19 protein-coding genes are annotated in these 19,353 nt (G+C 65.2%); 8 read left to right on the forward strand and 11 right to left on the reverse strand.

Annotation, left to right across the window (positions count from 1 at the left end; all coding sequences use genetic code 11):
- Positions 1-2: 2 nt before the first annotated feature.
- Complete coding sequence (locus CBW24_RS03595; protein WP_097372705.1) at positions 3-437, reverse strand: YeeE/YedE family protein; 435 nt, start codon at positions 435-437, stop codon at positions 3-5.
- A gap of 102 nt (positions 438-539) precedes the next feature.
- Here CBW24_RS03595 and CBW24_RS03600 point away from each other — a divergent pair, with 102 nt between their 5' ends.
- On the forward strand, positions 540-842 hold the full coding sequence (locus CBW24_RS03600) for an ArsR/SmtB family transcription factor (protein WP_088663386.1): 303 nt from the start codon (positions 540-542) through the stop codon (positions 840-842).
- 58 nt (positions 843-900) lie between these two features.
- On the opposite strand, the gene CBW24_RS03605 is transcribed toward CBW24_RS03600, so the two are convergent.
- From CBW24_RS03605 to CBW24_RS03635, 7 genes are all read right to left on the reverse strand, one after another.
- Positions 901-2,055, reverse strand: a complete 1,155-nt coding sequence (locus tag CBW24_RS03605) for a M24 family metallopeptidase (RefSeq protein ID WP_097372706.1) — start codon at positions 2,053-2,055, stop codon at positions 901-903.
- Positions 2,052-3,278 carry a M20 family metallopeptidase gene (locus CBW24_RS03610; RefSeq protein ID WP_097372707.1) on the reverse strand — a complete coding sequence of 409 codons (1,227 nt, stop codon included), beginning with the start codon at positions 3,276-3,278 and terminating at the stop codon, positions 2,052-2,054. The genes CBW24_RS03605 and CBW24_RS03610 overlap by 4 nt, the downstream gene beginning before the upstream one ends.
- Positions 3,275-5,329 (reverse strand): dipeptide ABC transporter ATP-binding protein, encoded by a 2,055-nt coding sequence (locus tag CBW24_RS03615; protein ID WP_097372708.1) that lies wholly within the window; start codon positions 5,327-5,329, stop codon positions 3,275-3,277. The genes CBW24_RS03610 and CBW24_RS03615 overlap by 4 nt, the downstream gene beginning before the upstream one ends.
- Positions 5,326-6,159, reverse strand: a complete 834-nt coding sequence (locus CBW24_RS03620; protein ID WP_097372709.1) for an ABC transporter permease — start codon at positions 6,157-6,159, stop codon at positions 5,326-5,328. The genes CBW24_RS03615 and CBW24_RS03620 overlap by 4 nt, the downstream gene beginning before the upstream one ends.
- Positions 6,156-7,106 carry an ABC transporter permease gene (locus tag CBW24_RS03625; protein WP_088663381.1) on the reverse strand — a complete coding sequence of 317 codons (951 nt, stop codon included), beginning with the start codon at positions 7,104-7,106 and terminating at the stop codon, positions 6,156-6,158. Before CBW24_RS03625 ends, CBW24_RS03620 begins: the two co-directional genes overlap by 4 nt.
- A gap of 77 nt (positions 7,107-7,183) precedes the next feature.
- Positions 7,184-8,737: an ABC transporter substrate-binding protein gene (locus CBW24_RS03630; RefSeq protein ID WP_097372710.1), complete on the reverse strand. Its 1,554-nt coding sequence runs from the start codon at positions 8,735-8,737 to the stop codon at positions 7,184-7,186.
- A complete protein-coding gene (locus CBW24_RS03635; protein ID WP_198405225.1) occupies positions 8,734-10,053 on the reverse strand; it encodes a M20 family metallopeptidase in 1,320 nt (439 codons plus the stop codon). The genes CBW24_RS03630 and CBW24_RS03635 overlap by 4 nt, the downstream gene beginning before the upstream one ends.
- 84 nt (positions 10,054-10,137) lie before the next feature.
- Here CBW24_RS03635 and CBW24_RS03640 point away from each other — a divergent pair, with 84 nt between their 5' ends.
- The 7 genes from CBW24_RS03640 (at position 10,138) to CBW24_RS03670 (ending at position 15,843) form a co-directional block, all read left to right on the forward strand.
- The gene (locus CBW24_RS03640; RefSeq protein WP_097372711.1) at positions 10,138-10,911 is read left to right on the forward strand and encodes a GntR family transcriptional regulator; all 774 of its coding nucleotides are present in this window, start codon (positions 10,138-10,140) and stop codon (positions 10,909-10,911) included.
- Between the two features lie 109 nt (positions 10,912-11,020).
- Positions 11,021-12,091: a PepSY-associated TM helix domain-containing protein gene (locus CBW24_RS03645; protein WP_157773038.1), complete on the forward strand. Its 1,071-nt coding sequence runs from the start codon at positions 11,021-11,023 to the stop codon at positions 12,089-12,091.
- 205 nt (positions 12,092-12,296) lie between these two features.
- Positions 12,297-13,385: a DUF6152 family protein gene (locus CBW24_RS03650; RefSeq protein ID WP_097372713.1), complete on the forward strand. Its 1,089-nt coding sequence runs from the start codon at positions 12,297-12,299 to the stop codon at positions 13,383-13,385.
- Between the two features lie 122 nt (positions 13,386-13,507).
- The gene (locus CBW24_RS03655) at positions 13,508-13,981 is read left to right on the forward strand and encodes a hypothetical protein (RefSeq protein ID WP_088663376.1); all 474 of its coding nucleotides are present in this window, start codon (positions 13,508-13,510) and stop codon (positions 13,979-13,981) included.
- Between the two features lie 11 nt (positions 13,982-13,992).
- On the forward strand, positions 13,993-14,487 hold the full coding sequence (locus tag CBW24_RS03660; RefSeq protein ID WP_097372714.1) for a DUF6644 family protein: 495 nt from the start codon (positions 13,993-13,995) through the stop codon (positions 14,485-14,487).
- Between the two features lie 11 nt (positions 14,488-14,498).
- The gene (locus CBW24_RS03665; protein ID WP_232530084.1) at positions 14,499-15,167 is read left to right on the forward strand and encodes a HupE/UreJ family protein; all 669 of its coding nucleotides are present in this window, start codon (positions 14,499-14,501) and stop codon (positions 15,165-15,167) included.
- A gap of 19 nt (positions 15,168-15,186) precedes the next feature.
- A complete protein-coding gene (locus CBW24_RS03670) occupies positions 15,187-15,843 on the forward strand; it encodes a hypothetical protein (protein WP_097372716.1) in 657 nt (218 codons plus the stop codon).
- A 79-nt stretch (positions 15,844-15,922) separates the two neighbouring features.
- Here the strand turns inward: CBW24_RS03670 and CBW24_RS03675 are convergent, their stop codons facing one another.
- From CBW24_RS03675 to CBW24_RS03685, 3 genes are read right to left on the reverse strand one after another with little or no spacing between them, the layout of a single operon-like run.
- Positions 15,923-17,119 carry a TFIIB-type zinc finger domain-containing protein gene (locus CBW24_RS03675; RefSeq protein ID WP_097372717.1) on the reverse strand — a complete coding sequence of 399 codons (1,197 nt, stop codon included), beginning with the start codon at positions 17,117-17,119 and terminating at the stop codon, positions 15,923-15,925.
- 4 nt (positions 17,120-17,123) lie between these two features.
- A complete protein-coding gene (locus CBW24_RS03680) occupies positions 17,124-18,317 on the reverse strand; it encodes an SPFH domain-containing protein (protein ID WP_097372718.1) in 1,194 nt (397 codons plus the stop codon).
- A 49-nt stretch (positions 18,318-18,366) separates the two neighbouring features.
- On the reverse strand, positions 18,367-19,287 hold the full coding sequence (locus tag CBW24_RS03685) for a DUF2927 domain-containing protein (protein WP_374708993.1): 921 nt from the start codon (positions 19,285-19,287) through the stop codon (positions 18,367-18,369).
- Positions 19,288-19,353: the final 66 nt, after the last annotated feature.

Consider the following 19,353-nt stretch of genomic DNA (forward strand, 5'->3'; position numbering starts at 1 on the left):
CGTCAGGCTCCGATCACATGGCGGGTGACGAGCACGGTCGCAATCGCGGTCGCCATGAAGGTCGTGGTGGCCACGATCGATCGCATCGACCCGCGCGAAATGCCGCAAACCCCATGACCGGACGTGCAGCCATTGCCAAACACCGCGCCAAAGCCGACAAGCGCCCCCGCCACGGCCATCAGAACCGGGCTGGACGGCACCCATTGCTGCGGCCACGCGCCCGAGACGATCAGCCATAGCGGCGCGGCCAGCAGCAGGCCCAGAACGAACAGGGCCGACACGCCGCGCGCCTCGCCATCGGTGCTGCGGGCAAAAACGCGGGATGTCAGGCCGCTGATCCCCGCGATGCGGCCATTCGTAGCCATCAGCAGCACCGCTGCCGCGCCGATCATCATGCCGCCAAACAGCGACAGCCACGGGGTGAATTCGGTTTCCATCTCAGCCTCCGGGGGCGGGCGCCCGGGCGCACCGGATCACCCTGCTTGCGTTGGGTCTGAAAGTGAATATATTTGCTTTTCTGAATATTCAATGGTCGGCATATGAAAAACTCCGATGACTTCCTCGACGGCGATATCACCGCCGCCGCGACCCTGATGAAGATGCTGGCTTCCGAAGCGCGGCTTCAGATCTTGTGCCGTCTTGCGGAAGGGGAGCGGTCGGTCGGGGATCTGGCGCAGGCCTGTGGTGTGTCGCAACCGACCATGTCGCAACAACTGACCCGCCTGCGCAAAGCCGACCTTGTCGAAGGCCGCCGTGCCGGGCAGACGATCTACTACCGCATCAAGGGGGCCGAGGTGGCCGCCGTTCTGGAAACCCTGCACCGGCTTTACTGCGCGCGCTGAGCGGGACGTGGCGGTCGGCGGCAGGGCTGCCTGCGCGATCCTAAGCGGGCCGGTTCGGTCAGCGCCCTGCGATCAGGATGCGCCGGTCGGTCTGCGTCAGGCGGCGGCACCCCTCCGCAGTGACCACGACGGTTTCGGATAACGCGAGCCCGCGCGCGGTCGTGTAGAGGTGCAACACCTGTCCTTCGCGGAAGTGCCAGTCGGCGCCGGGATGCAGGCTGACCATCGTTTCGGAGGAGCGCGGTGTCTTGGCGTAGATGCCAAGCTGATAGCCGGTGATATTGGGATAGGTTTCGCGCAGCCCTTCGCGCAGCATGCCATCGCGCAGGACAGCGTCGGCCTCGGCCGCGGGCACGCCGGGGCGGATCGCGGCGAATTGCGCGTCCTGAAGCTGCGCCATCCGGTCCATCACTTCGACATCCTCCGCCGCCGGAGCGCCTAGGCTGATCGACCGCATGAATCGCGCGGAATACAGCCGCACGCGCGGCACCAGTTCCACATGCAGGATGTCGCCCGCGCCCAGTTGATCCTCGGTGAAGGTGGCATGCAGGAAACCCATGCCGTGGCCTTTGCCCTGCGCGGCGCGCCGCGCGATGGAGATCGGGCCGACCCAGTAATCATCCGCGCCGTTTTGCAAGTAGAACTGCGCCCCGATGGCCGACGCGTCCCGCGCCCGCAGGCCCGGTGCGACCCCCGCCGCGATAGCCGCCATCGCTCCGTCGGCAATGCCCGCCGCCTGCGCGATAAGGTCAATCTCCCCCGCGTCCTTCACATCGCGGATGCGGTTCGAGATTTCGTGCAGGTTGACCCATTCGGCGTCCGGCAGCATCCCGGCCAGCCGGTCGCGGGTGTGAACGGTGAACCCGAAGGAGGTGAAATCCGCGGCGATCCTTAGGCCGCCCTGTCCCGCGCTCAGCTTTTGCAGCACCCCGCCGACACAGGCGTGGGCGTCTTCGTGATCGGCATAGGTTTCGACCTGCGGCACCCATGTGGCGGCGCGGCAGGGCACCTCGTCGATGGCGCGCAGGATCCAGACCGGATCGCCTTCTAGCGGCAGCACACAGGCGCGATAGAAGGTTTCCGAGATGGTGAAGCCGGTAAGCCAGTGCAGCAGCTCCGCGTGATCGCACAGGAACACCCCGGCCCCCGCCTGCCGCATGGCGGCGCGCAAGGCTTCGACACGGGCGGCGAAAGGGGCCGGGATCGTGGTCATGCAGCCGGTTCCAGACCGCAGATTTCAGCGATGGTCAGGATGTAGATCTTGACGCAGTCGAGGAACTGGCTCTTGCGCACCCGTTCATCGGGCATGGTATTGAATTCACCGCCCGGCCCGCAGACGATCCCTTCCATCCCGGCAGCGGCAAGGTGGGCGGCATCGGTGCCAAAGAAACACGACGGCGCGACCGGCCCGGTGGGTTGCGGCACGCCGCGCACCGTCTGGTAGGCGGCGTTGACGGCCTTCACAATTGGGCTGTCGCGGGACACCTCGAACGGCGGCATCTGCGGCTTGTTCTTGCGCTGGTCGTAGCTGTCGAGCGACCATTGCAGGCCGGGGAATTCCAGCTCCAGCGCGCGCAGCACGACGCGCATGTCCTCCAGCACCGTCTCGATGCTTTGCGACGGCGCGTAGCGGCAGGTGCCCAGCAGCCGGGCGCGGTCTGCCACCTGCGGCGGGCGCCATTCATGAAACTCATCGCCCAGACCCGCGCGCATGACGCCCACATGCGCCCGGTTGACCGCCCGGTGATCGGGGGTTTCGGCCCCGGTAAAGGTCATGGCATTGATGCGCGGCACCAGCGCTGCGGCGGCGGCAAGGGCATCGCAGGCCTCGGCCCGTTTGGAGACATGGCGGGTGCTGCCGGTCAGGTCGATCTGGTAGGAGAACGCGCCCGAATGCAGGGTCATGGCCTGAATGTCGGTCGGCTCGGAATTGACGAAGTAATCGGCGCGCACGCCCTGTTCCAGCATTCGCACCGTGCCGATCCCGCCCTGCAACTCGCCAATGACAAAGGACAGGATCACATCGCCCTTGGGCCGCAGGCCGGCTTTCAGGATCGTTTCCACCGCGCAGAGATAGGCGGCGTCGCCTGCCTTCATGTTGGACACGCCAATGCCGTAGATGAACTCATCGTCGATCACCCCGCCCCAGGGATCGACGGTCCAGCCGGTGGTGACGGGGTTGGTGTCGAGATGGCCGTTAAACAGCAGGCTCTGCCCGCCGCCTGTGCCCTTGAGCGTGCCGATGGCATTGACCCGCTGGCCCTCGACCGGCTGAAGCATCGCTTCCAGCCCGAGGCCCTCCAAAATGCCGTGCATATGCTCGGCCAGCGCCCGCTCCCCATCGGTTTCGGAATAGCTTTGGTGCTGCACCATGTCCGCGAGCCGGGCAAAGCAGGCGGACTCGTCGATAGAGGCGATCAGGTCTTCGGGGGTCATGCGGTCGTCCTTGTCGTATCGGATGTCTTGAACTGCCAGATCGGCGGCACGGCGTTCAGCGCGGCGTCGGAGAGGTGGCAAAGGATCTCGTGGCCCGGTTCAGGCGCACGCAGAGGCGGGCGGATGGTGTCGCATTCCGGGCCGATATGGCGGGGGCAGCGGCTGGCGAACGGGCAGCCGGGCAGATCCTCGGTGCGCTTGGGCAGGCTGCCCTGCAGCCGCACCCGGCGCGTGTCGCTGCCGGGATCAACGGAGTGGGACGAGGACAGCAGCGCTTCGGTATAGGGATGCCACGGCGCGGCATCGAGCGCGGCGATCTCACACGTCTCGACCATCTCGCCCAGATACATGACCGCGACCCGGTCCGCGACGTGGCGCAGGATGCCCAGATCATGGGTGATGAACACCAGCGCGGCCCCGGTGGAGGTCTGGATGTCGCGGAGCAGCCGCACGATGGCCGCCTGCACCGCCGCATCGAGCCCCGAGGTGATTTCGTCGCAGACGATCACGTCCGGTTGCGCGGCAAGGGCGCGGGCAATGGCCACGCGCTGTTTTTCCCCGCCGGACAGCTGATGCGGATAGCGGTTGGCATAGTCTGCGGGCAGATGCACCCGTTCCAGCAAGCGCCCGATTTCAGCCGCGCGCTCGGCGCGGGGCAGGTCCGGGCGAAACAGGCGCAGCGGACGGGCAAGGATCGTCGCCAGCGAATGGCGCGGGTTCAGCGAACTGTCGGGGTTCTGGAAAATCGTCTGGACACGGGCACGCCAAGCAGCGCTGTCGGGCGCGGTGGGCCTGCCGCCCAGACGCGTTTCGCCGGTGAAACCGCGCAGCCCCGACAGCGCCCGCGCGAGCGAGGATTTGCCGCAGCCAGACTCGCCCACCAGCGCCAGCGTTTCCCCCCGGTGCAGGCGGAAGTTCACGTCGCGCACCGCGCGCACATGGTTGCCGTCGCGCCCGCGCAGAATGTCGGTTAGCGACCGGCGGCCATAGGTGACGGACAGATCCCGCGCCTCGATCACCACATCGGTGGTGCGCGGAGACAGCAGTGGCGCGGGGGCCTTTGGCGCGGGCAGCGTTTCGCCGCGCGCAACACGGGCACAGGCGATCTGGCGGTCGCCGATATCGACGGGGCGGACCCTTTGGGCATCGCAGACCTCAGGCAGGTGATGCGGGCAGGAGGCGGAGAACAGGCATGGCGGCATTTCCCCGCGGCGCGGCGCGGGACGGGCGCCGCTGGTGGCAAGCCCGCGTGCCTGCTTTCCATCCGAAGGGCGCGGCAGACTGGCCATCAACGCCTGCGTGTAGGGGTGTTGGGGGGCGGCAAAGATGGTCTCGGTCGGGCCTTCTTCGACGATCCGCCCGCCATAGATCACGGCTACGCGGTGAGCGATTTCGGCGACAGTGCCCAGATCGTGGCTGATGAACAGCGCCGACACGCCGGTCCGGGCCTGAAGTTCCCGGAACAGGTCGAGCAGCGTCGCCGCCGTGGTGGCATCCAGTGCCGAGGTCGGTTCATCGAACAGGATCAGTTCTGGCTCGCAACCAAAGGCCAGCGCCAGCACGACGCGCTGTTTCTCGCCGCCCGAAACCTCGTGCGGGTAGCGGCCCAGCATCGCCTCCGGATCAGGCAGCCCGACCATGTCCAGCAATTCGATCGCACGGGCGCGGCGGGCGGTGGGGTCGAGCTTGGTATGCCGCCCCAGCGTTTCTAGCAGGTGATCGCCCAGCGTCTGCACCGGGTCCAGCGTGGTCGCGGCGTTCTGAAACACCATCGCGATGCGCCGACCGCGCAGCGCTTCGAGCGCCGGTTGCGGCAGGGTGGTGATGTCCTCGCCGGTCAGCTTGATCGCGCCGTGTTCGTCATGGACCCGGCCGGGCAGGTCGCGGATCACCGCATTGGCGAGCGAGGATTTGGCGGAGCCGCTTTCGCCCACCAGACCCAGCACCTCCCCCCGTGCGATATCGAGCGAGATATCGTCGAGGATGCGCACCGGCCCCGTGAACGTGTCATAATGCAGCGCATAGTCGCGCAGGCTAAGGACAGGGGTCATGCGTGATCTCCGGTCTTGGGGTTCAGCACATCGCGCAGCCCGTCGCCCAGCAGGTTGAAGCCGATGGCGACAAGGGCGATGGCGGCGCCGGGCACGGCCACGGGCCACGGGCTGCGGAACAGGTGGTCGCGCGCCTCGGCGATCATCAGGCCCCATTCCGGGGAGGGCGGCTGTGCGCCCAGCCCGAGGAAGGACAGCGTGGCGAGCGTCATGATGGCGAACGCGACGCGGATCGTGCCTTCGACGATGACGGGGGCGATGGTGTTGGGCAGGATTTCGGCGCCGACGATCCACGGCAGGCTTTCGCCGCGTGCCTTGGCGGCGGCGACGTAATCGAGGCTGCGCACCTGAAGCGTGACCGACCGCGCGATCCGCGCCATGCCGGGGGCAAAGGCGATGCCGATGGCCAGCACCGCGTTCAGTGCAGACGAGCCGAGCGCGGCAAGGATCATCAGCGCGAACAGAAGCGACGGGATCGCCATGACCGCGTCCGTCAGGCGCATCAGCATTTCGTCCATTACGCCGCCCAGATAACCGGACACGATCCCGATCAGCGCCCCGGCCACGGTGCCGATGACGGTGGCGAGTAGGGCCAGTAGCACGGTGGAGCGCGCCCCCACCAGAACCCGGCTCAGCAGGTCGCGGCCATACCAGTCGGTGCCAAGCGGGAATTCCACGCTTGGCCCGGCAAAGCGGGCGCCGAAGTGGAACGTCTCGGGGTCATTGGGGGCAAGGGCGGGGCCGAACAGGGCGGCGAACAGAACCAGCGTGCAAAGCGCCAGCCCGACCGCGCCCTGCGGGTTGCGAAGCAGGGCTCGAACAGTCTTCATTTGTACTGGATCCTCTTGTCGAGCGCGGCATAGGCAAGGTCGGCCGCAAGGTTGGCCAGCGCATAGGTGAGCGCCATGATCAGCGCGCCCGCCTGAAGCATCGGCAGGTCGCGGTTCTGGATCGCGAGAATCAGCTGCCGCCCGATGCCGGGAAAGGCGAACACCTCTTCGACGACGATGACGCCGCCGATCAGGTAGCCCACATCCAGCGCGATGACGGTGATGGCAGGGAGCATGGAATTGCGCAGCGCGTGGTTGTAGATCACCTGCCGCTTGGCCAGACCGCGCAGACGGGCGGCGCGGACGAAATCGCTTTGCAGCGTGTCGACCATTTCGGACCGGACCATCCGGCTGATATGGGCGGTCAGGATCACCGCAAGTGTGATGACCGGCAGGGCCATGTGGCGCAGCGCGTCGATCGGGTCTTCGGAGAACGGCGTGTAGCCCGATGCCGGGAACAGGCCCACGGACGGCCCGGCAAGCCATGCGAGAAGCAGGGTCGCCAGCACGAATTCCGGCAGCGACACCCCCAGATAACTGACCACCGACAGGCCAAGATCAGCCGGTCCGCCGCGCCGGGTGCCCGCGATGACCCCCAGCGGGATCGCGATCACGCAGACCACAGCCAGCGATAGCGCCGCCAGAATGGCTGAGCGTCCGAAGGCCGCCATGATGCTGGGGCCGACGGGTTGGCTTGTGCGCAGCGAGGTTCCAAAATCCCCCTGCAGCGCATTGCCCAGCCACGTGCCGTATTGAACGATCGCAGGCTGGTCGAGACCCAGCCGCTGGTTCAGCGCCGCCAGCGCCTCGGGGGTCGCATATTCGCCCAAGATCATCGTCGCGGCGTTCGCGGGCAGAAGCTGCGTCACGCCGAAGACGATCAGCGAAACAAGGAATGCGGTCAGCGCCAGATAGGCGAGACGACGCAACAGGAAACTGGCCGACATGTCGGGGCTCCGCAGAATAGGGAAATTGGTGGCGGTCGCGCCGGGGAGGCTGCGCGACCGCCGCTGTCAGGCGGCGTTTAGCTGCCCGATCCGAGCCAGACCTTATGCAGCGCGTAATTGGCGCCGCGGGGGTTCTGCTCGTAATTCATGACCTTCTCGGCCCGCGCGCCCAGCAGATCGAAGAAGCATGGCACCAGCGCGGGCACTTCCTCGCGCATCAGCTTTTGTGCTTCGGCATAAAGCTCGGCCCGGACGGCAGGGTCGGTCGTGGCATCGGCCTTGGCGACCAGCGCGTCGAATTCGGCGTTGTTCCAGCGGGTTTCGTTCCAGCTGGCATCCGAGGTGAACAGCAGGTTGAAGATCGTGCCTTCGGTCGGCTGCATGTTGTAGTAACCGACGTAGAATGCGCCCTTTTTCCAGACCTGATCGAGGTAGCTGGGGTGGTCCATCGTCTTGACGTTGATGGTCCAGCCGCCGGGCTTGGCCATTTCGCGCAGAACCACGGCCATCGCGGAGCGGTAGTCGGGCTTCACCGATGCGATAAGGTCGATCTCGATGCCGTCGGGGTGTCCGGCCTCGGCCAGCAGGGCTTTCGATTTCTCGGGGTCGTATTGCTTCAGCGGGGCGTCCGAGAAATAGGCGTAGGACGCGTTGACGGGGCTGTCATTGCCCGGCGTGCCGTAGCCTTCGGCGACCAGTTCGACCATTGCTTCGCGGTCGACGCAGCAGGACAGCGCCTCGCGCACCTTGGGGTCGTTGAACGGCGCGACGGTGCAATCCATCACCACATCGAGGAACCGGCCCGACGGGGTGCGCATGCCTTCGATCCCGTCGCCATCCGCAATGCGGGCGTAGTCGGTGGGCTGAATTTCGGTCAGCAGATCAATTTCGCCAGCCAGCATCGCGGCGGCTGCGCCGGCGGCGTCGGGGAAAGTGCGCACTTCGACCCGGTCCAGATAGGGCTGGCCCTCGACATAGTAGTCGGGGTTCTTTTCCACGATGGCGCGGTCATCTGCGATGAATTCGGCCAAGCGGAACGGACCGGAGCCAACGGGCGTCTGGCCGAGACTGTCGAAATCGCTTTCGATGATCGAGGTGGGGACGATCTTGGCCGTGGGATAGGTCAGTGCCACGGGCAGGTCGGCATAGGGCGTCGCGGTGCGGATGATGACCGCGTAATCGCCATCGGCCACCACTTCGGAAATCGGGCCAAGGTTGCGGCTGCCCGGCGCGGCGGTTTCGGGGTCCAGCAGCTTGGTGAAGGAGGCAACCACATCGGCGGAGGTCAGCGGCGCGCCATTCGAGAAGGTGACGCCTTCGCGCAGGGTGAAGCGCCATTCGGTGGCGTCCTCGCTCGCGCTCCATTCGGTGGCCAGATCCGGCGCGGCGGTCATCTCGGGGGTGAGCATCGTCAGACCGGAATAAAGCATTTCGGCCAGCAGATATTCGGAATTGAGCCGCAGCAGCATCGGGTTCAGCACCGAGGGCGTGATGTTGAGGGCCACGCGCAGCGTGCCACCGGGCGTGATGTCCTGCGCCTGTGCCATCGACACAAGGCCGGGCAGGGTCATCAGGCCGCCGGTGGCAGCGGCGGTGCGCAGAAAGGCGCGCCGATCGAGGGTAAAGGTCATTGAGTTGGTCCTTCTGTTGGAACTTTGCCGGGCTCTCTGGCGCCCTGCGGCGCGCATCCTTCGGCGAGGAACAGGAAAATCGCGTCCGACAAGCCGCGAAGATCCTCAACCGTGGTAAATTCATCCGGCCCGTGCACATTGCGGTCCGGGCGCGACAGGCCGCCAAGCAGCATGTGCTTCAGCCCGGCCTTCTGGACCCAACCGAAATCCGACGAGGTGCCGGAGCCGTAGCGCAGGAACGCCGCTTCAGGCAGGCTGAACGCCTGTGCGCGGGCCTGTGTCCAACGGTCGGTGGCGGGGCCGTCGGGGTCGTTCACGGGGGGCAGGTGGCCGGTGACCTGCAAATCCCAATCCAGCGCGGCGGTGCCTTGCATCGCTTGGGTCACGGCTGCGCGGATCTCAGCCAGAACATCGTCTTCGGTCTCTTCCGCCAGATAGCGGCGGTTCAGCGTGGCCTGCGCCAATCCCGGTAGGGCGGAGCCTTTGTCGCCCGCGTGAACCGCCGTCAGGTTCAGCCGCGCGCGCAGCGGCCCGTTAGACCATGGCGGCGGGGGCAGGGCGGTGGTTCGGGTCTCGACCGTCGCTTTCAGATTGTTCAGCGCCACCAGTGCAGGCAGCAGCGCTTCGGCGGCATTGATACCGCGATCGGCCTCGCCGGAATGGCTGGCCCGTCCGGTCACCGTCAGCGTCAGGTCCAGAGACCCGACGCAGCCCGCCCAGATCCGCGGTTCGGCGGAGCCGTTCAGGTTCAGCAACACCTCTGGCAGCAGGCGCGTTTCGGCAAGATGACGAATGCCCGGATAGCGGCCGCCTTCCTCATCCGTGCAAAACGCCAGCACCGGGCGGAAGGCCAGCGGTGTCTGCGTCCGCGTCAGCCGCAGCAGCGCATCGCGCACGGCGGCGATAGTGCCCTTCATATCGGCGGTGCCGCGGCCCAGAAGCCGGTCACCATCCCGCGTCAGTGTGTCAGCAGGAACGGTCCACCCATCGCCCACGGGGGCCGTATCGGTGTGAAAGTAGATCATGGCTTCGGGCAGGTCGTCGGACATGCCGGGTATGTCGGGCCGCAGGATCAGGTTGATCCGCTCGCCAGACAGGTTCGGCCCATCCCAAAGCGCCTGCGGGACACTCACCCGCTCCGCCGTGCCGCCCAGCGGCGCGAACAGATTTTCCAGCAGATCCGCAAAATCTGCGTAGCCATCGCCCGGCGGCATCGGCGTCGGGCAGGCGATCAATTCGCGCAGCACGGCGACCATCTCTTCGGCATCCGGCGCAGGGTCGACTACGAAATCAGCAGGGGCGGCGTCTTTTATCATACCTATATAGAAATACGACTAGACGATTCTTGGCAAGTGTGGTTTTTGAGGAAATATTAAGCGCAACGTGAACAGGAGTTACTCATGTCTGACGCGCTCGACCTGCAAAAATCGGACGCGCTGACCGCCGACCTCGTGCGCAAGCCCCTGCATGAACAGGTGCAGGAGCGCATCCTGAGCCACATCATTCTGGGCACTTGGGCCGAAGGCTATGTGCTGCCGCCCGAGACGGAACTGGCCAAACAATTCGGGGTGTCCTACGGCACGATCCGCCGCGCGATGGCGGCCCTGACCGCGTCGGGGGTCATCATGCGCCGTCGCAAGACAGGCACAGTGGTGACCGGGCGCACGCCGCATCATTCGATGTCGCAATTTTACAAATACTACCGCCTGCACACGATCGAAGGGCGGCTGGCCAGCAGCCGCACCGTGATGGTCGACGCCTGCCATCGCAACGCCACGCAGGACGAGGCGGAAAAGCTGGAACTGCCCGCGCGTGCGCCTGTGGTCTATATGCATCGTCTGCGGTGGGTCGATGACCGCCCGGTGATGATCGACCGGGTGACGCTGCCCTTGTCGCTGGCGCCGGACTTCCCGGTGACGATCGAAGAGATGCCGACACTGATCTACAAATGGCTGCTGGAACATCACGGTCTGCGTCTGGCCGCGATCCGCGAAAAACTGGTGGCGCGGCTCGCCAGCCCCGAAGATCTGAAATATTTCGATCTGCCGCTCGATACGCCCCGTGCGCTGCTGGACATCGAGGAAGTCTCCTACGATTCCAACAACCGCCCGCTGGTGGCGATGCGCCATGCGGCCCTGACCGACGATCACTGCTACATCAACGAAATCCGATAACGCGCGCAGACCTGCGCCGCGCGCATCCTGCTGGACGATCCGACCTCTGCTCGGGCATATCCGCGGAAGCGGCGGGCCATACCGGGCTGCGGCATCCGGGGGGACAGCAGTGACGACATTTGTTAAAGGCGCGCGGGCCGTGCACCGATGGACCGGGGCGGTCCTGTCGCTGCTTGTCATCGTGGTCAGCCTGTCGGGCGTGGTGCTGCTCTGGCAGGCGCCGATCAATCGGCTGATCTATCCGCAGGCGGCCACAGGCTTTGACGGCACAGCGGGATCGGCAGCCCGTGTGGCGCTCGCGGCCGAACAGGCATTCGGCGCGGATGGCATTGCGCAGGTCACGTTCGGTGACCTTGCTTTCGGGATCAGCGAGGTCACCCTGCGCGATCAGCGCACCGCCTTCATCGCCGCGAACGGGGAGCTTGTGGGGGTATGGGGTCCGAACGGGCGCTGGGACGACTGGCTTGTCGATGCGCATCATCGGCTGCTCGGTGGCAGGGCCGGGCTGTATGTCGTGGGGGTCGGCGGGCTTTTGACGCTGATGACCATTGTCGCCGGGTGCATCGCCTTCTGGCCCGCCCGTGGGTCATGGCGCAAAGGTGTGGTGCCCCGCGTCGCGACCCTGCAGGCCCTGCGCCGCAGTCACCGCAATGTCGGGATCGTCCTGTCCTTGCCCATCGCCGGGATCATCGTGACCGGGGTTGCGCTGTCCTTTCCCCAAACGGCCCAGCGGAGTATCGGCTGGACCTATGAGAACGCGCCCGATTACGGCGACACGTTCGGGGATGGCGTCGATATGCTGGAAGGCGCGGCGCAGGCGACATGGCCCAACGTGTTTCGCCGCGCGGCGGATGTGTTCCCCGGCGCGGTGCTGGCCGCCGCGATCTGGCCCACCGGACAAAGCGAGATCGTGATTCAGCTGCGCAATAGTGGCGATTGGACCGATGCGGGCAGCGGACAGGTCCAGATCACCGCCGCAGAGGGCTACATGGACCTGCGCATCGATGGCAGGCATCTGCCGCCGGGGGAGCGCGCATGGAACGCGGTCGCGCCGGTCCATACGGGCGCGGTGCGGGGCTGGGTCTATCAAGCGCTGGAAACGGGGGTTGGGCTGGGTTTGCTATACCTTGGCGTGATCGGTCTGATGTCGTTTCTGAAAACGGAATTCCCGCGCAGGTAGTGCAGGGAAATGGCGGTGAAGCTGCATCTTCGGTTGAAACTGCCTGCATATTCCGCCGCAAATTAAAAACGATATTATTTTGCTTGAATCGGAAATATCTATTTTTATGTGTTGACGTAGGGGCGCTTTCAGCGAAACTCCTGCGCGTGGTTCCCCCGGCGCCACGAGGACAATCGGGGCAATTGCGTTTGTGGAGGAGATTGAAATGAAATTGAAAAATCTTGCAGCCAGCCTTGCCATGAGCACGGCACTGGCCATTGCATTGCCGCCGGCTGCGGCGTTTGCACATCACGGTGTGAGCGGGCAGTTCGATCTGGATCAGAAGGTCGAAGTGACCGGCACCGTGACCCGCGTCCGCTTTGTTAACCCGCATTCCTACGTTTATTTCGATGCCGTCAGCGATACCGGAGAAGTTGAAAATCACCGCTGCGAACTGCGGTCGGGCAGTCTGCTGAAACGGCAGGGCTGGTCGCCGGATATGTTCCCGATCGGCTCGACCGTGACGTTCAACGGCTCGCCGGATCGGCGCGATCCGCTGACCTGCTACGCAGAGACCGTCACCTTCGAGGATGGCCGCATGCTGACGCGCTATGGCTCTGTCACCGAGGACGGCACGTTCGTGGAGCCGGAGGACAGCGAGGAGCAAGCAGCCGAGGAGGGCGTGCCCGCCCCCGCAGCGACCCCGGACCCGGATATGCCCGATCTGTCCGGCAACTGGTCCGAGCCGGTCGCCGATGGCCCGCCGCTGGCCTATGCCGGACCCGCGCCGGACTATGTGCTGACCGATGCCGCCGTGGAGGCCGCCGATGATTGGGAACCCGACGACAACCCGCGTTTCCATTGCCAGCCGACGAACATCATTCTCGACTACCGCTTCGATCAGATGATCAACAAGATCGAGCAATCCGCCGAGGAGGTTAAAATCACCTATGGCTTTATGGATGTGGTGCGCACGATCCATATCGACGGCAGTTTCCCCGACACGATCGAGCCCAGCGTCACCGGCTATTCTGTCGGCACATGGAACGACGGGAAGCTGACGGTGCAGACCAAAGGCTTCAAACCCGGCTTTCTAGAAGCCATCGGCGGACGGTCCACCCGCTCCGTGCCGCATAGTGATCAGATGGAAATCACCGAAGTTTTCTACATCGATGACGCCGGTGAACTGGTGCAGGAATACACGATCACCGACCCCGTCTATCTGGCGGAGCCGCATTCTCACCTGAACCGCTCGGTCAAGACCGAGGACGCGTTCATTCCCTACGAATGCGATGACCTGACCGAGAAAAACTAACGGCGGGCGGGGGCTGCCCCGCACATCCCGGTCAACTTCCGCCTGCCCGCATGGGTCCGTTGCAACGGCTGCGGCCCCCCTTGCGGGCAGGCAAGCCTAATTTCTGAAAGCGAGGGAATTTCATGGACCTCTTGTTCGCGCTGGAGGATTCCGGCGCTGGCATGCTCGTGTCGAGCACGCAATGGGGCTACGCCATCGTGCTGTCGCTGCATGCGGTGGGCATGGCAATCATGGTCGGCATCTCCTTGATGCTGATCTTCCGGGTTCTGGGCTTTGCCCGATCCATCCCGCTGGGCGCGCTGCCACCGTATTGGACGGTCGCGTTGCTGGGCTTCGCGGTCAATATCGCCTCGGGCACGATGCTGTTTATGGGCAGCGCGTCGGAGCTGTTCTTCAACTGGGCGTTCCGCATCAAGATCGTTTTGGTGCTGATCGGCGTGGGCCTGACATGGCGGCTGGTGCGCGGGTGTCTCAAGCGCGCGGCGCGCACGGGCGATGACGTGGCCACGCGCGGGGACCGGCGTCTTGCCGCGGTTGCGCTGGTTGTCTGGATCTCGGCGCTGATCGCCGGGCGCCTCATCGGTTATCTGAACTAGGGGGACGGCAGATGTATTCCTTAATCAATTGGGTCATCGAGACCCTCAATGCCACAGCGCTCAGCAGCTTCATCATGGGGAATGCGTGGTTCTTTCCGATGCTGGAAATGCTGCATTTCTTTGGGCTGTGCCTGCTGTTCGGATCGCTGCTGATCGTCGATCTGCGAGTGATCGGGCTGGCCCCTCGGGTGCCGCTTTCACGGGTCGAGATCTTTGTGCGGGTCACGCTTGTCGGGTTTGCCATCAACATCGCGACCGGCACATTGTTCGTGATCGGTGACAGCGACCGCTATCTGGTCAACATCGCGTTTTGGCTAAAGATGGGCGTGATCGTTCTGGCCGGATTGAACACCGCATGGTTCGTGCGGCGCATCCGTCCCCAGATCGACGCGGGGCTGGAAGGCGCGGCATTGAGCGCGGATGCACGCGTCGTCGCGGGCGCGTCGCTGGTCTTCTGGACCGCCGTCATCATCCTGGGTCGCATGATCCCCTATGTCGAAGAGTGATGCGCCCGGGCGTGACAGGCCAGCGCGCGGCTTTGACGCTGGCGCTGATCCTGCTCGGTGGGGTGGCGCTGGCGCATGGTGTCGCGCCGGGCGACCGTGGTTTCGTGCAAGGGACCATCGGCGCCCATCCGGCAGCGTTCATCTATCTGGGCGCCAAGCATATGGTCACCGGATACGACCATCTGCTGTATCTGGCAGGGGTGATTTTCTACCTTCGGACCCTGCGGGATGTGGTCGCGCTGGTCAGCCTGTTCGCGCTTGGCCATTCCATCACCCTGTTGGTCGGGGTGCTGGCCGGGCTGCATGTGAATGCTTTCCTGATCGACGCGGTGATCGGGCTGTCGGTCTGCTACAAGGCGGTCGAGAACCTCGGCGCGCGCGGGCTGCCCGATCCCCGGATCGCGGTCTTTGGCTTTGGCCTTGCGCATGGTCTGGGACTGGCGACCAAACTGCAGGATCTGAACCTGTCGCGCGACGGGCTGATCGCCAATCTGGTGGCGTTCAATGTCGGGGTGGAGGTGGGGCAGGTGCTGGCGCTCGCGGTGCTGTTCGGCCTCTTCCAGACCTTACGCGGGCGGGCAGGCATGCCGGCAATCTCTCAGACCGCCAACGTCGTGCTCTTTGCGGCGGGGCTGGGGCTCTTTGGTCTGCACATGACCGGATATTTCGTAACTTCATAAGACAGGAAAGGCCTTCGCCATGACCAAGGATCGCGCGGCGTTCCCCTATATGAAACTGGCACTCGGCGGTGCGGTGGCCGGGGCGCTGCTGATCGGTTTCGTGCTGCCTGCCGAATATGGCGTCGATCCCACGGGGCTGGGGCGCGTGACCGGGCTCACCGCATTGGCTCAGGAGGCCCCGGCAAGCGGTGCCACCGCCGCGCTGGCGTTCAATGTCGAGGATTACGACCCACAGGCCGAGCGTATCGAACGCTCGATCCAAGGATTGATCCATCTGGAGGACGCCCCGTTCAAAAGCGAGGTGATCGAGCTTCAGATCGAGGATTTCGGCGAGATCGAGCACAAGTTCATTCTGCCCGCGGATACCAGCTTCGTCTACGCATGGGAGGTCGTCGATCCCAAGGGGGATGGCGTCTATTTCGAGTTCCACGGCCACCCCTCCAGCGCCGATGCTGCGAGCTATCCCGAAGGGTTCGAAATGGCCTATTCCAAGGGCGAAGGCGTGGCGCAGAATGGCAGCTTCACCGCGCCGTTTCCGGGCTACCATGGATGGTATTTCATGAACCTCGAGGAAGGCCCGATCACCCTGCGGCTGACCATCGCGGGCTACTGGTCCGAACACAAGGAAATGTATCGCGCGGTCAACGGCGAAGTGCTCAATTCGGTAGAGTTCTAAGCCGGGTCGCACGGGGGCTTTACACCGCCCCGGCAGCCCCGCCCCCGTGCCAACTTAGCCCACCGGGGCCCAGCCGCGATCATCGCGCGCCGATATAGCCCGCCACCGCCGCGACGATCAGGCCGAGGATCACCGCCAGCGCGATCTTTATCGCCGACCACGGGCGTTCGCCTTGCACCCGGCCAGTCCGACCATTGACGACGAAACGGTAGGTCTTGCCACGATATTTATAGGCGGCAAGCCAGACGGGCAGCAGGACATGCTTGAACGTCACACCGGAAATCCGGGTGCGAATGTCGTCGATCCGCTGTCTGTCGCCGCCAATGTCGAACCGGACATCGCGCTGGATCTGGGCATCCATCTTCTCGCGCGCGACGAGGAAACCCTCCTCCAGTCCGACCTGATAGCCTTCGGCCCGAAAACCGGCGAGGAATTCCGGCGTATAAGGCTCCATCGCCGACAGATCCCACGGCTCCAGCGCGTCGGTGTATTTGCGCGGCAGGGTGTTGGACGCCAGCACCAGCACATCGTCAAAGAACCGGCCCACCCGGCCCGCGACAGGGCGCCAGCGGATTTTCTGCACCCGCTGCTGCGTGGGCTTGCCATCCCGCATAACCGTGCGCGTAACCCAGTAGACGGTGCCGCGCTGACCGCGATAATCGGACTGCGTGTCGGCGTCGAAGGTCCAGTAGGGCACATAGATGCCCTGCATCTTGCGCCCCTTGCGAGCGTAGTCCTTTAGCCCGTTGGGGGCAAACCACAGCCCGCCCAGCCAGTCCGACATAGCGTCATGGGCGTTGCGCTCGGTCAGGCCAAAGGGCAGCAGTCCGCGCGGCTTGATATGCCGGTGCACGCCGCTGTCGACCACCACCGGCGAGGCGCAGAACGGACATTCGCGGGCATGGGTGTCGTCGTCAAACTCGATCTGCGCGCCGCAACTGGTGCAGGTCGTGACGCGGGTTTCCTCCATCTCCACTTCCGGCAGGCGGGCCTCGATCGCGGCGCGGAAATCCAGTTCGCGGATGGCCTGCGGGGCGGCACCCGGCGGGATTTCCACCTGATCCTCGTAGCCGCAATGATCGCAGATAAGCTTGCCCGCCGCAGGGGCGAACCGAAGATCGGACCCGCAGGCAGGGCAGGGAAACCGGTGCGCGTCATCGGGGCCGGGGCCCGCGACCTCGATCTCGGGCACATCGGCCTCATCGGGCGCGTGTTCAGGGGGGCGCGCGGCGCCGGGCGGAGCGGGCGGCACATGCGGAAAACCGGATCGGGTCATCGGATCAGACGGCAGGTGGCGGCGGCGGAGGGGGCGGCGGCATCACCGTGAACAACTGCGCCAGCTCACCCACATCGCCGGCGGGCTTCCACCCGTCCTGACCGGCGGTCCAGACCAGCGTTTCGCGGGTCAGGGTGCCATCCTGCGCCATCCGTCCCAGCCGCGCTTTGGAAAACGGGCCTTGTGTCGCGCCGTTCTCGGCGATGTGCCACACATGTTCGACGGGCGGCGGTGGTGGCGCGGGGGGCTGCTGCATGGGCTGCGCATGCGGCTGCGGCGTCTGCCCCCAAGGGCCGGGCTGCTGCGCCTGCGGGCTGCCCCACGGACCGGCCTGCCCCCCGGCGCTGCCATGCGCCATCTGGTTGGCCATCGCCATGCCCATCCCCATGCCAAGACCAGCCCCCATGCCGCCACCGCCATTCGGGTTGGAGGCTGCCGCCGTCATCGCCTCGGCTGCGGAATACTGGGTGAACCGGCCCAGATCACCGGCAAGCCCCATCGAGGTGCGCTTGTCCAGCGCGGCCTCCACGGCGGGCGGGAGCGAGATGTTTTCGATATAGAATTCCGGCATGCTCAGACCGTAGCTGTCCAGCACCTTGGACACTTCGGCGGCGATGAGCTTACCCATGTCGAGCGTGTTCGCGGCCATGTCGAGCACGGGAATGCCCGAACCCGCCATCACCCGGCTGGCCTGCTGCACGATGATGTTGCGGATCTGGAAGCTGATCTCGTCACGGGTGAATTCACCATCGGTGCCGACGATCTCGGTCATGAACAGGCCGGGATCGGAAACCTTGATGACATAGGTGCCAAAGGCCCGGATACGGGTCGGCCCGAATTCCGGGTCGCGTAGCATCACCGGATTCTTGGTGCCCCATTTCAGGTCCGTGAAACGGTTGGTGGAGACGAAATAGACCTCGGATTTGAACGGCGACCGGAACCCGTGGTCCCAGTGCTGAAGCGAGGTCATGATCGGCATATTGTTGGTTTCGAGCATGTAGAGCCCGGGCGTGAACACATCCGCCAGCTGGCCCTCATGGACGAACACCGCCGCCTGACCCTCGCGCACTGTCAGCTTGGCGCCATACTTGATCTCATGGCCTTCGCGCTCGAACCGCCAGACCATCGTGTCGCGGGTGTCATCGGTCCAGTGGATGACGTCGATGAACTGGCCCGAGAGAAAATCGAAAATGCCCATGCGGGTCTCCGTCCTTATGGCGTGCGGTGCAAAGCGCGTCGCGCGCGGGTCAGCTTGGCCCGCCGAGAAGCTCCTCGGCGATGGTCTTGGCGATGGGGCGGGCCTCGGTAAGGCTCATGCCGGGGCGCAGGCGGTCGTCGTAAAGCATCCGCAGCATCATTTCATCCTGCGTCGTCAGCAGGCCGAATTCCTCGTCATCGTTAAAGATGGAGGGCCGGGCGCGCGGGCTGTCATTGGCCAGTCCCAGCCCCTGCGCCAATTCCTCGTGGATGCAGGACAGGCGCAGCAGATCGGGATGTTCGCCCCGGATCACCGCGACGGCGCGGGTATAAGCACTGTCCGTCCCGCGCGAGAACGCAAAGACCAGACAGAACGTGTCCTCGGTCATGGTCTCGATGGTGCGCACGGCGGTCGGGTCGATGCCCGGTATCATCCGGCGCAGCGTGTCGCCATAGGTCGGACGCTCATCCTCGTTCAGGACCAGAACCTGAAAATTGCCGGTGCCACCGGTGGTGGATATCGGGTGGCCGCTCACATCCGCCAGCCGCTTGATGTAGCTGTCGATATTGCGGCGGTCGGTGCGGCGCTGCGCATCGGGCACGGTCTCGCCAAAGCTGACCTGCACGCGCACGGGCTGTTCCCAGCGGCGCAGGCGGCTTTCGGTCTGTTCGGCGACCAGTGTCCCGGCGCGGCTGACATATTCATCGTATAGCGCGATGCGCAGGAAGTTTTCGGTCAGTTGGCGGGCGTTATAGGGCGTGTCCGGTCCGCCGCCATCCTGCCGCAGAAGCCCCTGCGTGCGCAGGTCGCGTTCGACCCGCGCGTAATGGGCCGACAGTTTGCGGCTGGCGTCGCCCGGCACGGCGCGCGGGGCGGGGATCTGCGGCTCGGGGCGGGTCGCGGGGGGCGGGCTGGTCACGGGCGCTGCGGTTTCGCAGGCGGTGATGACCGTCAGGCATAGCGCAAGGATGCCGCGCCGCCATCCGGCGGGCGGGGTCACCTCGGCCCGTGCCTTGGCTGCAAGGTCGGAGGCACG

Origin of the sequence: Pacificitalea manganoxidans, from assembly GCF_002504165.1 — a bacterium.
Classification (GTDB): domain Bacteria; phylum Pseudomonadota; class Alphaproteobacteria; order Rhodobacterales; family Rhodobacteraceae; genus Pacificitalea; species Pacificitalea manganoxidans.